The sequence below is a fragment of the Bradyrhizobium sp. TM233 genome, from assembly GCF_036247965.1.
Classification (GTDB): domain Bacteria; phylum Pseudomonadota; class Alphaproteobacteria; order Rhizobiales; family Xanthobacteraceae; genus Bradyrhizobium; species Bradyrhizobium ottawaense.
This window is the reverse complement of sequence record NZ_BTIG01000003.1, coordinates 695,651-711,048: the sequence shown is the minus strand read 5'-3', so window position 1 is coordinate 711,048 and position 15,398 is coordinate 695,651. Positions and strand designations below refer to the sequence as shown.

Sequence of the window (15,398 nt, the reverse complement as noted above, 5' to 3'; positions counted from 1 at the left end):
TCGCCGGATTACAATCTTTGATTGTGAATCCCACCTTAGCGCTTGGATCTCGCGGTAGGCTTAGCTTTCTTGAGGACAAAGTTCAATCTCTTCATCGCCCTGCCCTCTTGCAGAGATCGAGGTGCAATGTGTTCGGCACACCTTTGCAGATCTTAGGTGGATGAGCTCTACCGACCGCGTTGTGCATGCGATGAAGCCCCATAATATCAAATAGATGTTCGGGAGCTTAAGGACTCTGGGTTTGCTGGAAGGCCTTGGTATCGATATCGGAGCGGACGTCTCATTGGTGCCGTCATATTGCCGTTGCTTGAGGGGGGGCTCGCGTGCTCTGACCGTCAATGCACTTTCGCGAATTGTCAGCTTCGGCCGTACCGGAACAGCTGAAGCACTGACTTTTCGCCAAGCGTGAGGCAGCAGATGAGGAAGGTTCCGGCCATACCAAGGCCGCCCGCCGCAGAAGAAACCACACCGTCGCCGAGAGCTAGTAGGCCGACGGCAGAGGAAAGCAGAGCGGCGATCAAGATGACAGCGCCGCCGCGAGCGTAAACTGCGGTCCTCATGGGGTTGAAGCGGGTTAAGTAAATCAGCAGGACCGTACAGAACAGGTAAGAATAGGCAAAGGTAGCGATGGGCACGCCCTGCCAGCCGAGCCACTTAGTGGCTAAGTAAGTCAGGAGTATGTGGATGGCTCCGAAAGCGGCGGATATGACGAGCAAAGCGTGGTTTTTATTTGCTGCCATATAGATGCGGCTCAGGATAATGATAAGCGCCTGCGCAGGTAGAGCGAGGGAGTAGGTAATGAAGACTACGTCCAACCTCTCCATGGCCGCAGCGTCCATGGCGCTTCCTGAAAAGAGAAAGCGGACGATGAATCCGGCGTCGATAGCCATAAAGAGGCTGACGGGTACTATGACGGTCAGGGTGGCGGCGATGCTTACGTAGATGATGTCGGATTTGCCATAGTTCTTGTTCGTGGCGGCGACCGCTACAAATCGCGGAAACAGCACTACTCCGAGCGCGCCGACTATAACGCTAATGGGAATGCCGGCCAATCTGGATCCATACGCGAAGGTCGAGAGGATGCCCGGTTCAAACCAGCTCAGAAGTGACCGCTGCACTACGCTACTCAACTGGTCGAATACGGCCAGCATCCCAAGCAGGGTCAGAGATGTGAGCATGGTACGCTGAACCGAGGCGTCAATTGCTCTAGGATGCGTGCCTCGTTCGGCGAAGGTCCAGGCGAGCAGCGCGAGCCACGGCAGGTACCCGACAAGATAGCCCAAGGTTAGCGACTGCACACCCAATCCCGCAAATGTCACGACAAGAAAGCCGACCACGACCAAGTTGGTAAGGACAGGCATAGCGGCTGGTGCAAAGTAAGAGCTGCGAGCGTTGAAAACCGATTGGGCGAGATTGCCTAGCGGGGCAATAGCAGCAATGGGGGAGAGAATTTGCAATGCTAGCGCTCCCGTGTTGCGCAATCGACTGTCGAAGCCGGGATACAGGATTGAGATAAGGGGCTCGGCTCCAAGATAGAGGATGACTGCCAATGACCCGCCAAATCCGCCAATTAAGACGGACGTCCAAACCAGCAGAGAGCGCGCCGCCCCAATATCACCACGGCTGCGCAATCTCTGGTAGGCTGGCATAAAAGAACCTTGCAGTGCTCCGCCAGTCAGCAGCAAAAAAACGAAAGATACGGTCGTGAAGGCGGCAAAAAAAGCGTCAGTATCGCCGGAAGCGCCAAATCGGCGCCCAATCAACAGTTCGCGCACGAAGCCCGTCAGAGACGAAAGGACTGTCAGTCCAGCTATAACTAGCGCTGTAGCGCCCAAGCTTTTGGGGCGAAGCCGGTCCCAGCCCACACGTCCCATCATCGATATAGCAACTTCCGCCGCGCCTTGAAAAAGTAGGCTTTTGCACGATTCTGCGGCGTATCCAAGCGACCCCAGTGGTCGCGAAAGTGCCGGAGGGTTGGGCTCTTCGACAAAACCGACAATACTTTAAGGTAGTTTATTACCATTTTTTGATATCGAGGACTGTGTACATTTCTTCCCGCGTCAGCGCCGCGGTCATAGAGGGTCCACCAGGGCAGAGTGTAGTAAGGTAGCATCCGTTCAAGCGAGCGGATGCCAGCGTCGAAAAGGTCCCGGCACCGTCGATCACCAAGCCAATGTCCAATTTCATAGAGGGCGAAGAGGCTTGCCATGAAGCCGTTGATGACGGCATTTTTTTCTTTGGGATATTCTTCGAAATAGATTACCCCCTCTGGCTCGAAAATCGCTTGATAACCGCCAGCGGAACAATCAACATCGAATCTGTCCAGTGCTAGCAACGCGGCCCGAACATATCGGTCGTCGCCAGATAGCAAGAAGGCCCGTAGCATCATCGAGGCGCCCCTTGACTGCGCCAGAGCTGAGTGCCACGGCGCGGTGCTTTCAAACCAATCGAAAAGATAGTTGAAATCTCCGGTCGGGGTCTGTCGTTCAGCAAAATAGTCTGCATACAGGAAAAACCGTTCCCGCGCCCCGTCAGATCCGTCGAGAACATAGCGATCATGCCAGCCGAGGGCGCATTGGAAGGCGGCTTCGGGGTTGATCTGAGGGCCGATTGGATTCGGATAAGGCAGACGCAGAATTCCGTCGGGGGAAGTAAATTCATAGGTCGTTCGGGTGCGGTAGTCGATCACGTAGAATGGGGACGGGCTGAAGTTATGATACCGTGCAAGATCCTCCTCCGACCTGAGATTGGTCGGGTCGGGTAGATACCAGTAAGTGGAGGTAGAGCTTCTTCCCAGCAGTGGTGCAAGAACATAGTTCCCCGCTAAGTTGGCCGCTCGCCTCAAAAACATCACTTGAGTAACATTGCTCATAGTTCAAGAATTCCGGGTGGTTTGAATGATCGTGATCTGGCGCGCGCCTCTAGTTTGGTTGATTGGACCATTTCCTCGATTTCTTTCAGTCGCCCTCTGCGCCAAATGGTCCTTCCATGGCTGATGACCACGGCCGAATCACGCTGTCTTCGACCTCGATTGAGCACTGTCCAGCCTGTGGCCAAATAAAGGTTGAGCCCGTACTATCAATTTCTGATTCCCTGACGCACGACATATATCGAGATCGCCTAAGCGAAAATGTGAGGAATACGCTCGTCCGGTGTGGCACGTGTGGATTGGTGCGACTCAGTCCTCGCCTCACAGACGAATCCCTGCAGCGCGTTTATGAAGATTGGTACAGTAGCGGATATATCGGAACCCAGGCTGCCCAAGAGGGCGACAAATCCCGTTATCGGGAATTTGAGCGAGGTCACCTCGCGCGCATTTCAAAGGTTGTCTCTCCGCCAGGCGCGCTGTTGGACGTGGGGACGGGCAGTGGCCTCTTTTTGCAGGTAGCCAATCGTCAAGGGTGGCGTGCGATCGGCCTGGATTTTTCGAGTCAGGCAGCGGAACTGGCGCTTAGGCATCACGATGTCGAAGTCAGGGTGGGCAGGTTGTCCGACCTTCCGGCTGACGAACAATATGACGTCATTACGATGTTCGACTATCTTGAACATACCACGCGTCCGGCCGAGGACCTACAGGAAGCGGTTAGGCGCCTCAAACCGGGGGGGCACTTGGTGGTGCGAGTTCCAAACCTCGGCGGATGGCAAGCCCGGTTTATGGGTCCGAAGTGGGTGGGGATTATCTCCTTGCACTTGAGTTATTTTGAGCCCAAGACGCTCGCTGATCTTGTGTCGAAACAGGGTCTTGTAATCGTCTATAGTGACATGGGCAACTATCAGACGTTTGCGGAATTGCTGGGCAACAAGTTTGCTTGGATTTTCCGCAGAGCAACATCGAGCAGGCAGGAGCTTGGTTTAGGAAGCGACCGAGCAGAAAGCCAAAGATCGTCAAAAGTCAGGCGAGCTTTGCGTTTTGCCTTGGCCTCGCTCCATGAACTGATAGATCACGCAGGTGGATGGTTTGGTCAGAGCAACTACATTTTTGTCGTAGCTAAAAAGCCATCGTAATCGTCAAAGCACTAGACAACCTTAAATGTCACTACAAAGCTACCGCGAAGGTGGGATGCAAGGCATGAAAGCAACTTTCGTTTCTGACAAGATGCTGGCGCTATTTGCCGTCTCGCTAGGAGTTGCCCTGCTATTTTCCCTTCTAGCTGATCCGGTCGTACGGAGCATCGGTCTCAGGGAAATGGGACTCTCTCTCGGGGTAGCGATTGCGGGATTTGGCGCGCTGGCTTACGTGCTGATGTCGCCGGAGCGATTGACGGGGATCCCCCGTACGAGCCTCGTGATGATGGCTATGGCTGCTTCGTTTCTGCTCTCGGCCCTTATCGGCCTGGTGCAGGGCGACCCACCGACCGCGGTCATTCGTTCTACGCTACCGTACCTGATGGCCTTTTTGTCCCTGCCCTTGGCGTTTGCCGGGCGAATAAACCTCAATATGATTGGACTGGTTCTTGCGGTGATGGCGGTTGGCCTGATTCAGGCTCTGTATCAGATCATTTTGTTCATGATGCAAGACACTACCACCGTAACGGAGACGCTCGTCAGTCGCATCACGATGATTGATGCGCGAGTAACACTGCCCCTGGCAGCCGCGGGGAACGGCGTAGCCTTGGCTCTGATTGGCCGCGGACGTTACGCGACAGCGATGGGTACGATTGCTACCAGCATATTCGGACTAGCAGCTCTGGTTACGCTCACTCGGACATTAGTAATAGTGTACGCCCTTAGTTTTATAGTTGCTATTGCTCTTTGGACAGCATTGGCGGTGGTCGAGCGTCGGGCCGGAGTCCTTCTACGGAATACAGCCTGCGTCGCATTGTCGATGCTGGTGGTCGGTACCATCATTATGTCGCCTCCTTTCGCTTCGGTGCCACCGGCATTCAAGGTCCGCCAGGCGATGGAAAGAAGTAGCCCCCCCGAGCTGACTGTGGTTGAGCCGGATGTCGCCAAACGGCGCATCGAGACTGAGTTGAAACAAGAAGTGGGAGAGGAACAAGCAAGGCACACCTTGGAGAAGGCGGAATCGGTTCACGAGTCCATGGTCGCCATACTGCGCAGCCACGGTATCAAAACGCTCGAACACGTCGCCCAACGATATGCCGACCACGCTGGTGAAGGCACGTCAGCGAAAATTTTAGCCGAGACGCTGGGCAACTTCTCCGCGAACTTGCCGGGGGCAGGCGAGATCGGGGGGGGGCGTATTTCAGACGAGTGGCGGCCTGCCCTCCAGACCTACCTCGCCGGCAACCCCGCGACTTGGGCCTTCGGCATCGGCGCGGGAACGCCGTTTACTACTAAGAGCGGTGAGCCGCGTACCTACATCCACAATTTGCCGCTCTACCTTCTGCTTTACAATGGCGCCGTTGGCTTGGTGCTCAATGTTGTACTGCAAATAGGACTAATCGCATCATTTTTTAATAGAGTGCGGCGGGACGATGATGCAGTCGCCTTCGCCTGTCTTTCTATGGTCATTATCCTGAACTGCTTCGCGCTGCTATTCGCGGTTCACAAACTCATCGGGTTCAACTTGATCTTAGCCGTGATCCACAGCTGCTTTTTCGTAGAGCGTCGGGTCGTTCACGTCCGAGATCACGCTCTCCCTCAAGCTGTTGCCGCTCGACCGTGACGAGTTATCGGATTGGAAAAATAGCCTCTTACGATAGTTGGACGGTGAGCGCGCTTGTGGTGCTAGCCGCCATCTCGCAGGGCATGGGGCTTTTACGTGACTTCCTTTTGGCTCGCGCATTCTCGATCACCGCTGACCTCGAGGGTTACTTTTTTGCGGAAGCCATTCCCCTTGCAGTCACCGTAGTCTTTGTCACCGCTTTCCCGCTGACTGTGCTGCCCCGCTTTGTGCATCTGCGCATGCAATCGGAGGCACGTTGCGATGCTGAGTATCGCAACCTGCTTAGCTTGGTGGCAATGGTATTGGTACCGGTGCTGGCGGCGATCCTGTTGCTGGCCCCCCAGGTTGTCGAACTGATTGGAGCTGCGCTCCCTTCAGATACCAAGCTTGTGGCTGAACTTGTGCTGCGTGCGCTTGCGATCAATGTAGTCGGCATTCCAGTTCTTTCGCTCAACACAGCCTATCTGAATGCGCGAGGCAGCTTCGTGCTGCCTGCGGCAACACTCCTTCTCATGAATTCCGGCGCCGTCCTGGGATTGTGGCTGGGACACGCGGTGACTGCGGCGGCCATAGGTAGTTCTGCCGGAACGGTGGTCGCGGTCGCCGGCACCAACCTGATGATCTGGTCGCAATTGACGCGGCGCGATTCCCACACCGGAATCATTCGGCAGTGGCCGTTCTCGCCGAATTTAATCTATGTGGTGGTCTATGTCGCAATGTTGTCGCTGACCGTGTTGCTTGAAAGGCGATTGTCTTCGGCCATGGGCTTCGGCGCGGTCACTTTGGTAGCCTATGCCACGAAGATGGTTGGAATGCCGCAGTATCTGTTCACGATGTCCTATGTGCGCATGCGGATCGCTCAGTATTCCAAATGGGTAGTCTTAGGCGACCAGCAGGCGGTGCGGCAGGACTTCATGCGCTCCGTTGGCGTGATGGTGGGTGTCTCGTTAATTTGTGCCGCGGCGGCTGGGTTCGGCGGCATCTATCTTGCTGAACTGCTATTCGGTGCATTGACTTTGGAGCAGGCTACCCACTTCCAATACGCTATTGTTATCCTGTCGGCGGCGCTACTGCCCATGTTCGTGAACGCACTGTTCGTCGGCGTCGCCTCAGCGAGTGCTCGTCTCAGCTTCCTTGTTTGGCCCAGTGTCGCTCAAACTGGGGTGTTGGCGTTGGCGGCGTGGCTATTGCCGGAAGGCCTTGGCGCACCGGCGGCTACCGCGGCAATAGCCTGCGGGCATATTGTTGCTTCACTGGTGTGGCTGGCCACTTCGCGTCGAGTTTTGACTTCGGCTCGGGCGGGAGTGCTCCTAACTAGCGAGCGGCAGACCGACCTTCAAATCGGTGGATAGGACGATGTGCGGTATTGCAGGTTATATCGACAGGCGCGGAGCTCCCGCCGACCTTGCGGTTATCAGGGCCATGACCGATGCTGTAGCACATCGCGGCCCTAACGGCGCCGACCATTTGGTTGAGCACAGCTTCGCTCTCGGTCACCGCCGTCTTTCGGTCCTGGACCTCTCTAGCTTGGGCGGCCAGCCAATGACGTCTCCCGATGGTCTGGCGACCATCATCTTTAATGGCGAAATCTATAACTTCATTGAAGTTAGGGCATCGCTGATCGAAAAAGGACATGCGTTTCGCAGCAATTCCGACACTGAAGTGTTGCTGGCTGCCTACCGACAGTGGGGTGAGAGGTGCGTCGAGCGTTTCAATGGCATGTGGGCGTTCGCGATTATCGATCGCACAAGTAACACCATCTTCCTCTCTCGCGATCGGTTCGGAGTTAAGCCCCTCTATTACGTGGCCAATGCTAGAGTCTTCGCCTTTGGCTCAGAGATCAGACAATTGTTGCCCTTCCTGCACGAACGGACCGCTGCGCGCGACTTGGTGGAGAACTTCCTCTTAGTTAATAGCGCCGATGCCGGTGAAAGGACCTTCTTTCAAGGTGTGCTCCGGCTGCCGGCGGGGCACTCCGCACGCTACAACCTCTCGACCAACGATTTCAGTGTTTTCCGGCACTACAATCTCACTTGTCGAATGGGAATGGGTAAAGTCGGTTCCGACGAACTTACAGCTCAATTTATCGAGCTTTTCACCGACGCTATTCGGCTGAGGCTGCGCTCAGACGTGAAGGTGGGGACTTGCCTGAGTGGTGGTTTGGACAGTTCGAGCGTCGCTACTATCGCTTCCCAAGCCTACAGGGCGGCGGGTGGTGCCAATTTTTCGGCCATTACCGCGGTCAGCGAGTTAGCGAGCTCGGACGAGTCGGCCTTTGCACGACGCGTGGTCGATCGCAGCGGATTGGATTGGCATCAGGTGCGACCCTCCTATGATGATTTCGTCGATTCTCTCCCTAAAATAGTCGACGCCCAGGAAGAGCCATTTGGCAGCCCGTCGTTGACTATGCAGTACTTCGTAATGGCCGAAGCAAAGCGACAAGGTATTACTGTATTGCTCGACGGACAGGGCGGCGACGAAACTCTGTTAGGCTACGAAAAATACTACGCGGCATATGCTTTCTCGGTCTGGCGAGCCGATGGACCGTTAGCGTTGTTACGAGCGCTGCATTCCGTTCGCGCCAACAATGACAACATGACCTATCGCAGTATCGTCAAATATGTTGTCGGCGGCTTGGCCTCGAGAACACGGTACGACGTACATAAACGCGAGCACGCCTATCTTCGGATGTTTCCGACTATGCCGGAACATGTTAGGGGGTTCGCCGCAGCAAGTCGCGACGCATTTGCCCTCCAGAAACTGGAGATTACGCAAACCAATCTGCCAATCCTCCTGCGGTATGAGGACAAGAACTCTATGCATCACGGCATCGAGGCGCGGCTTCCCTTCCTCGACTATAGGTTGGTCGAATTCTGCCTATCGTTGCCGCCGCAGGCCAAGATCAACAACGGTTGGACGAAGTGGCTTCTGCGCAATGCTATGAAGGGGCGGATGGATGACCAGATCGTCTGGCGCAAGAATAAGTTTGGCTTCGAGGCACCGGACGCGATCTGGCTGAAGGAGCATTCCGGCCCGATGGCGGAGGCAATCTTCTCCTCACACTTGATTGCCGAACTCTCTGATAAGGCCAGGCTGCGTAAGCTGCTGCCTAGATTGTCACTGCGCAACCGTTGGCGGCTCTATAGCTTGGCGCTTTGGGAACGCCAGTTTGACATCACAGGCATGGCCATGTGAGCTACCTTTAGTCCAGTTGATCTCCTGAGTAGACATGATGGCATCTATAGTAACAGTAATTGGAGCGCGGCCTCAGTTTATCAAAGCAGCGCCAGTGTCCCTGGCGATCGCTGCGCTTACTGACAGCTGCGAGCGGATCATCCATACAGGGCAGCATTTCGACGCGAACATGTCCGACATCTTCTTCGAAGAACTTGGGATTGCAAGGCCTGCCCACCACTTGGGGATCTCAGGCGGCGGGCATGGTGCAATGACTGGCGCCATGTTGGCGGCTTTGGAACAAGTCTACCTAGACACCAAGCCTGATGCCGTCCTGGTCTATGGAGATACCAATTCCACTTTGGCGGGGGCGCTTGCTGCGAGCAAGCTACACATTCCTGTAGTGCATGTGGAGGCGGGCCTGCGTTCATTCAACCGCCGGATGCCGGAGGAGCAGAATCGTGTTGTGGTAGATCACTTGTCTGAGCTGTTGTTCGCTCCCTCGCAGATCGCAATCAACAATCTTCAACGCGAGGGTATCGAGATGGCCAAAATGATGCAGGTTGGCGACGTGATGTACGATGCCACCTTGCATTTCGGGAAGCGAGCGATCGACGCTAGCACTATCCTGAATAAATTGAAGATCGTCGCGAAGGAATATGTCCTTGCCACGATCCATCGAGCAGAAAATACGGACGATCCGGTAAGACTCTCCCGAATTATGGAAGCACTTCGGCAAGTAGCCGAGACATTTCCCGTGATCTTGCCTATGCACCCGCGCACTAAGGCAGTGGTCCAGCAGAGGGGCTGCGATCTGGGACGCGTCACTACCATCGATCCAGTCGGATATCTTGATATGATTATGCTCGAGTCGAAAGCTCTAGTGATCGCTACCGATTCGGGCGGAGTGCAAAAGGAAGCCTATTTTCACAAGGTGCCTTGCGTGACACTACGCGACGAAACTGAATGGGTGGAACTGGTCGAATCAGGCTGGAATATTCTGGCACCACCTATCGATGCTGACAGTATCACCGCTACGATCCTGAAGCGGGTTGGTGTCTTGGGCGAAGAGATTGCGCCTTACGGGGATGGCAGGGCGGCCGAAAGGATTGCACGTTCGATCGACCGGTTCCTAGCATGAAGTCGGTCTGGATACTCAACCACTACGCGCAGGAGCCCGGCGGCCCGGGGGGAACTCGGCATTACTCGTTAGCACGATCTCTCATGCGAAATGGCTGGTCAGCCAGCGTGATTGCCGCTAGCACCGAGCACGGCACGGGGCGTGAACGGTTGATGCCCGGGGAAACCATGCGTCTGGACACGTTTAATGGCGTTCCTTTCTTGTGGCTGCGCACCGCCTCCTATTCTGGAAATGGTGTAGACCGCGTCCGCAACATGATCGGCTACACGTGGTCGGCACTGAAACCCGAACACACCAGACAACTTGAACGCCCGGACGCGATCGTTGGCTCGAGTGTACATCCCTTTGCGGCCTGGGCTGGCCTGCGGTTGGCGCGTCGACATGGCGTCCCATTCGTGTTCGAGGTTCGCGATCTCTGGCCCCAAACACTCGTGGATCTCGGCCGGCTGTCCGAGCGCCACCCCATGACGATGGCACTGCGCGTGCTAGAGCAGCATCTCTACAAAAATGCTGCGCAGATTGTTGTACTGCTGCCGCATGCCAGAGAATATATCGAGCCGCTCGGCATTGCAGCTGAAAAGATCGTTTGGGTGCCTAACGGAATTGAACTCGAGATTTTTCCCGGACCTCAGCCTAAGGAGACGGGGGATACCTTTACTTTCATGTATTTTGGTGCGCACGGTACGGCCAACGGGCTTGACAACGTACTGCGCGCGATGAGCCTAGTACAAGGAGCCGATACCGAGAGACTAATCAACCTGCGAATGATAGGGGACGGGCCGCTCAAACCGTCGCTGATCGAGATGGCGCGCCAGTTGGACCTCAAGAACGTATCGTTCGAGGACCCGGTGCCCAAGAAGCAGATCGCATCTCTAGCAGCGGAAGCTGACGCTTTTGTATTCAACCTTATCAATGCGCCCGTATTCAAGTATGGCATCAGTTCGAACAAGTTGTTCGACTTCATGGCCTGCGGAAGGCCGGTCATTTTTTCGTGCGATGCGGGCAATAATCCGGTGGAAGCGGCCAAGGGGGGCGTTACGGTCCTCGCTGGCGATCCGCACGCGCTAGCACGAGCTATGATAGGCTTGTCGGCCCTGCCGCCGGCCGAGCGGCAGAGAATGGGAGCGGCGAATCGCAGGCACATAGAGGAGAACTACGAGTTCGACCGACTCGGCATAAAGTTCGCTGGCGCGCTGGACACAGCCTTGAGGGCTGGCAAATGAAGCGGCTACTGGACGTCCTGTTGTCGGCGCTGGCGCTGGCATTCCTGTGGCCGTTTATCCTCGGAATTGCCATTGCGGTCTATGTAAAGCTTGGCTCGCCCATTTTCTTTCGACAGACGCGGGCGGGTCTACATGGACAATCGTTCGAGATGGTGAAGTTTCGCTCAATGCACAACGCAATCGACGGCTATGCCGGCCGTTCCGATGCCGAGCGGCTCACCCCGTTCGGCGAGAAGCTGCGTGCCACGAGCTTGGATGAGTTGCCCGAGTTGTGGAACGTGCTCAAGGGGGACATGAGTATCGTCGGACCGCGGCCACTTCTAATGGAATATCTGCCACTTTATTCGCCAGAGCAGCGACGCCGGCACGATGTCAGGCCCGGAATCACAGGTTGGGCGCAGGTTAATGGTCGCAACGCCATCAGTTGGCCGGAGAAATTCGCTCTGGACGTTTGGTATGTCGATAACCAAGCGTTGGTACTAGATCTCAAGATCATGTTTATGACTATCAGGAAGGTGGCCTGCCGTGAAGGGATCACGTCAGAGAATTCCGTCGCTGCCGAGAAATTTGGCGGCAATTGATATGCGTCTTGCGATCTTAGGTGCAGGCGGACATGGATCGGTCATTGCTGACAGCGCCGAGGCATCGGGCTGGAAGATCACCTTCTTCGACGATTGGCGCACTGGAATATTCGTTGCTTGGGAAGTCGCCGGTACGAGCAGCCAGCTGCTTGAGCGGGTTGAGGACTTTGATGGTGTTATCGTTGGCATCGGGGCCAATGTGGTCCGACTTGACTGGTTGGCAAAGTTGAGGGATGCCGGCGCGCCACTGGTGACAATCATCGACAGGACTGCTGTGGTCAGTCCGCGGGCAGAGATCGGAAAAGCCTGCTATCTTGCGCCCAGCAGTGTCGTGAACGTTTCGGCACGCATTGGAGATGGGTGCATCATCAATACCGGAGCCACAGTGGACCACGACTGCCATGTTGCTGAGGGGGCTCATCTATCTCCGGGCGTTCATCTTTCTGGTGCTGTCAAAATCGGAAGAGCTAGCTGGATGGGGACCGGCACAGTCGTGCGCAACAACATTACGGTAGGTGATAATGTTATTGCGGGTGTGGGCAGCGCCATTGTCAAAGACATCGCCTCGAATAAGACTGTGGTTGGTGTTCCAGCGAGACCACTGAAGGCATTCTGATGCTCAACACACAATTCTCACCTTGGCCGAGTTACACCCAGGAAGAAATCGAGGCCGTGTCGTCGGTCTTGGCGTCCAATAAGGTCAATTACTGGACTGGGGATCTCTGCCGGGAGTTCGAGGCCGAATTTGCCAAGTTCGTCGGAACGAGGCATGCGGTCGCTTTGGCCAACGGTACCCTAGCGCTCGACGTTGCCCTTAAGGCGTTGGGTGTGGGACCGGGCGACGAGGTAGTGGTAGCACCGCGAACGTATATAGCGTCCGTGTCGTCAGCGGTGATCGCTGGTGCGATCCCGGTCTTCGCCGATATAGATCGCGACACACAAAACATCAGCGCCGAGACGATTTCGCGCGTGCTGACCGATCGGACTAAGGCGATCATTCCGGTGCACCTCGCCGGTATGCCATGCGACATGGATCCGATCATGCGATTGGCGTCTGAACGCGGGTTGGTGGTCATTGAGGACTGCGCGCAAGCTCACGGGGCGACCTACAAAGGCCGCAGCGTAGGTTCGATCGGTCATGTTGGGGCGTGGTCTTTCTGTCAGGATAAGATTATCACCACCGGCGGCGAGGGCGGGATGGTCACGACCAATGATCAGGGTCTGTGGTCGGCCATGTGGTCGTACAAGGACCACGGTAAGAGTTGGAAATGCGTTTATGAAGACCGACATCCACCTGGCCCGCGGCTACTACACACTTCGTTTGGGACCAATTGGCGCATGCTGGAAATGCAAGGCGCAATAGGACTCATCCAGCTTAAGCGGATGCCCGAATGGACGGCGCGCCGAACCTGGGCTGCTGAACGGATCAGTGCAACTTTGCGAAAACATAACGTTGTACGCCTGCCTGCGATTCCAAATTATGCTCGCCACGCTTGGTATCGACTCTATGGATTCGTCCGACGTGAGGCGTTGGCCGCCGGATGGAGCCGTGACCGTATTATCCGTGAAGTTGAGTTGTTGGGGGTTCCGTGCCTGCACGGGTCGCAGTCGGAAGTGTACTTGGAGCGCGCTTTTGACAATACCCTCTGGCGGCCGTCCGAAAGGCTACCGGTCGCCAAAGAACTCGGGGAGAGCAGTATTGCTCTGCTCGTGCATCCGACTCTCACCGATCCTGAGATCGATAAGACTTGCCAAGTGCTGGATGAAGTTCTTGGTTGCGCGACGGCCTGACTTCTCCATCATGACCGTTCCATCAGTTGCTTGCTCTGAATGGAACGCCGGTCTAGCAAGTTAGCATCTATGAGGAGCAGGTGCAGCAGATTGGGTTGAAATCATAGGCAAGAATTAAGGGAAGTCTGCGCTGGTCACTTGACAGTAGAGTGGCAGTTGAGAAGCCCCGCAAGACAGGACCGCGGAGTCGAGATCTTTCTTGAAGCCCGAAATGGTCCTTTGCGTCACACATGTTTCTAAGATCGTCAAGCTGCGGTATCTTGACTAAATGCCTGCCGCTGTTCGGGGCGATCAACAGGCTGGTTTGGTCCACTTAAGAGCTGGTGCCCAAGTGCCACGGGAACAAGAGCAGTCTGCCCGTCACGGTGGGATTTTTCTTGCGGACACCTCTCCGGAGAATAGTTGGGCCCTATGGTGAGGCACACTAGGAAAAACGAAGCATGAGCGTGAGGGGGGCAGATATCAAGGCGGGATCGTGGCAGGCGACATGGCGTGACTCAGCGCGCTGGATGAGAGCGTCAGACGTGGCCATAGTGCTGCTCGCCGCCTCCCTGCCATGGTCAACATCGCTTGTATCAATCTTTGCCGTGATCTGGCTGGTGACGCTGTTTCCCACTGCTGAATGGACGGACGTTCGCGCGGCGCTGTCCCATCCCGCATGCTATCTACCCATTCTTCTGGTTCTTTTAGCTGTAGTTGGCACGGTGTGGGCGACGGATATTCCATGGCAGGCACGATATGGGGGGATCAATCCCGCTGTTAAACTTATCGCGATTCCTATTCTGATTCGGCATTTTGAAAAAACCGGGCAAGCATTGTGGGTTGCGGCGGCTTTTCTCATCTCCTGCACAGCCGTAATGTTGCTGTCGTGGGTGATGTTTCTTGATCCACGATTGGCATTCGGCACTGAGTCGCTAGGAGTGCCAGTGAAGAACTATATTGTGCAAGGGCAAGAGTTCACCTTGTGCGCGTTTGGTGCGCTTGGTGCTGCTGTGCACATTCAAAGTCAACGCCGGCTAATCCTGACGCTCGGATTTGTGACGCTTGGCTTAGCCTTTATCGCCAATATGATCTTTGTCGCGAGTTCAAGAACAGCTTTTGTTTGCATTCCTATTCTGTTCGTCGTCTTTGCCCTCCGCTATTTCAGTCGACGACGTTTGGCCGTGCTGTTGCTTGGCGCCATCTTCTTTGGGCTTCTTGCGTGGTATGCGTCGCCTTACCTTCGGCTGAGGACTGAAGTAGTTGTTACTGAATATCAAGCCTATCGCGATAACAACGCTTCTACTTCTGCAGGCATGCGGCTGGAGTTTTGGCGAAAGTCACTCAATTTCTTTAGCGAAGCTCCGATCCTTGGTCATGGGACTGGCTCGACGAGAACGCTGTTCGAACGCGATGCAGCCGGAAAGAGCGGCGTCGCAGCTGAGGTGATCGGCAATCCGCACAATCAGACGCTTAATGTAGCTGTTCAGTGGGGATCGATCGGGGTCATCGTCTTGTATGCCATGTGGTTCATCCATTGGCGGCTGTTCATAGGTCGCAAGACACTGATGAGCTGGCTAGGCTTGGTGGCTGTGACCGAGAACATCCTCAGCTCATTGTTCAATTCCCATCTGTTCGACTTCGCAGAAGGCTGGATGTATGTCTTAACTGTTGGGATTGCTGGCGGGATGCTGCTGCGAGGATCGGCTGGACTGAAGGAGAGGGGCGACTAAGCCGACCGGTGTGCTCACGCTGCTACATGCAGGATGAGGGGACACAACCGCGTGGCTGTCGAAGATCCGACCATCTAAGCTCTCGCTTTCAGGCGATAACGTGAGTATCCATTCCCGCGAAGGACCTAGCCGCAGCATGAGGCATGC

Annotated in this window: 12 protein-coding genes; 10 read left to right on the top strand and 2 right to left on the bottom strand. The window is 55.5% G+C overall.

Going from position 1 to position 15,398, the window contains the following annotated elements:
* Positions 1-356: 356 nt before the first annotated feature.
* Both murJ and AABA86_RS10360 read right to left on the bottom strand, forming a co-directional pair.
* On the bottom strand, positions 357-1,775 hold the full coding sequence (gene murJ, locus AABA86_RS10365) for a murein biosynthesis integral membrane protein MurJ (RefSeq protein ID WP_338306635.1): 1,419 nt from the start codon (positions 1,773-1,775) through the stop codon (positions 357-359).
* 98 nt (positions 1,776-1,873) lie between these two features.
* On the bottom strand, positions 1,874-2,872 hold the full coding sequence (locus AABA86_RS10360; protein WP_338306634.1) for a D-glucuronyl C5-epimerase family protein: 999 nt from the start codon (positions 2,870-2,872) through the stop codon (positions 1,874-1,876).
* A gap of 299 nt (positions 2,873-3,171) precedes the next feature.
* Between AABA86_RS10360 and AABA86_RS10355 the strand changes: the two genes are divergently transcribed.
* The 10 genes from AABA86_RS10355 to AABA86_RS10310 all read left to right on the top strand — a co-directional run bounded on the left by AABA86_RS10355 (position 3,172) and on the right by AABA86_RS10310 (position 15,251).
* Positions 3,172-4,005 (top strand): class I SAM-dependent methyltransferase, encoded by an 834-nt coding sequence (locus AABA86_RS10355; protein WP_338306734.1) that lies wholly within the window; start codon positions 3,172-3,174, stop codon positions 4,003-4,005.
* Positions 4,006-4,069: 64 nt separating this feature from the next.
* Complete coding sequence (locus AABA86_RS10350) at positions 4,070-5,629, top strand: hypothetical protein (protein ID WP_338306633.1); 1,560 nt, start codon at positions 4,070-4,072, stop codon at positions 5,627-5,629.
* Between the two features lie 44 nt (positions 5,630-5,673).
* Positions 5,674-6,981, top strand: a complete 1,308-nt coding sequence (locus AABA86_RS10345; RefSeq protein ID WP_338306632.1) for a lipid II flippase MurJ — start codon at positions 5,674-5,676, stop codon at positions 6,979-6,981.
* Between the two features lie 4 nt (positions 6,982-6,985).
* A complete protein-coding gene (asnB, locus tag AABA86_RS10340; protein WP_338306631.1) occupies positions 6,986-8,824 on the top strand; it encodes an asparagine synthase (glutamine-hydrolyzing) in 1,839 nt (612 codons plus the stop codon).
* Positions 8,825-8,858: 34 nt separating this feature from the next.
* Complete coding sequence (wecB, locus tag AABA86_RS10335) at positions 8,859-9,944, top strand: non-hydrolyzing UDP-N-acetylglucosamine 2-epimerase (RefSeq protein WP_338306630.1); 1,086 nt, start codon at positions 8,859-8,861, stop codon at positions 9,942-9,944.
* The gene (locus AABA86_RS10330) at positions 9,941-11,167 is read left to right on the top strand and encodes a glycosyltransferase family 4 protein (RefSeq protein ID WP_338306629.1); all 1,227 of its coding nucleotides are present in this window, start codon (positions 9,941-9,943) and stop codon (positions 11,165-11,167) included. Before wecB ends, AABA86_RS10330 begins: the two co-directional genes overlap by 4 nt.
* Complete coding sequence (locus AABA86_RS10325) at positions 11,164-11,748, top strand: sugar transferase (RefSeq protein WP_338306628.1); 585 nt, start codon at positions 11,164-11,166, stop codon at positions 11,746-11,748. The genes AABA86_RS10330 and AABA86_RS10325 overlap by 4 nt, the downstream gene beginning before the upstream one ends.
* The gene (locus AABA86_RS10320; RefSeq protein WP_338306627.1) at positions 11,693-12,364 is read left to right on the top strand and encodes an acetyltransferase; all 672 of its coding nucleotides are present in this window, start codon (positions 11,693-11,695) and stop codon (positions 12,362-12,364) included. Before AABA86_RS10325 ends, AABA86_RS10320 begins: the two co-directional genes overlap by 56 nt.
* Positions 12,364-13,539 (top strand): DegT/DnrJ/EryC1/StrS family aminotransferase, encoded by a 1,176-nt coding sequence (locus AABA86_RS10315; protein ID WP_338306626.1) that lies wholly within the window; start codon positions 12,364-12,366, stop codon positions 13,537-13,539. The genes AABA86_RS10320 and AABA86_RS10315 overlap by 1 nt, the downstream gene beginning before the upstream one ends.
* Before the next feature lie 440 nt (positions 13,540-13,979).
* A complete protein-coding gene (locus tag AABA86_RS10310) occupies positions 13,980-15,251 on the top strand; it encodes an O-antigen ligase family protein (protein WP_338306625.1) in 1,272 nt (423 codons plus the stop codon).
* Positions 15,252-15,398: the final 147 nt, after the last annotated feature.

Bases quoted from the DNA above. Each gene is read 5' to 3' on its own strand.
- AABA86_RS10360 (WP_338306634.1), bottom strand. From the start codon at position 2,872: ATGAGCAATGTTACTCAAGTGATGTTTTTGAGGCGAGCGGCCAACTTA.
- AABA86_RS10350 (WP_338306633.1), top strand. From the start codon at position 4,070: ATGAAAGCAACTTTCGTTTCTGACAAGATGCTGGCGCTATTTGCCGTC.
- asnB (WP_338306631.1), top strand. From the start codon at position 6,986: ATGTGCGGTATTGCAGGTTATATCGACAGGCGCGGAGCTCCCGCCGAC.
- wecB (WP_338306630.1), top strand. From the start codon at position 8,859: ATGATGGCATCTATAGTAACAGTAATTGGAGCGCGGCCTCAGTTTATC.
- AABA86_RS10330 (WP_338306629.1), top strand. From the start codon at position 9,941: ATGAAGTCGGTCTGGATACTCAACCACTACGCGCAGGAGCCCGGCGGC.
- AABA86_RS10325 (WP_338306628.1), top strand. From the start codon at position 11,164: ATGAAGCGGCTACTGGACGTCCTGTTGTCGGCGCTGGCGCTGGCATTC.
- AABA86_RS10315 (WP_338306626.1), top strand. From the start codon at position 12,364: ATGCTCAACACACAATTCTCACCTTGGCCGAGTTACACCCAGGAAGAA.
- AABA86_RS10310 (WP_338306625.1), top strand. From the start codon at position 13,980: ATGAGCGTGAGGGGGGCAGATATCAAGGCGGGATCGTGGCAGGCGACA.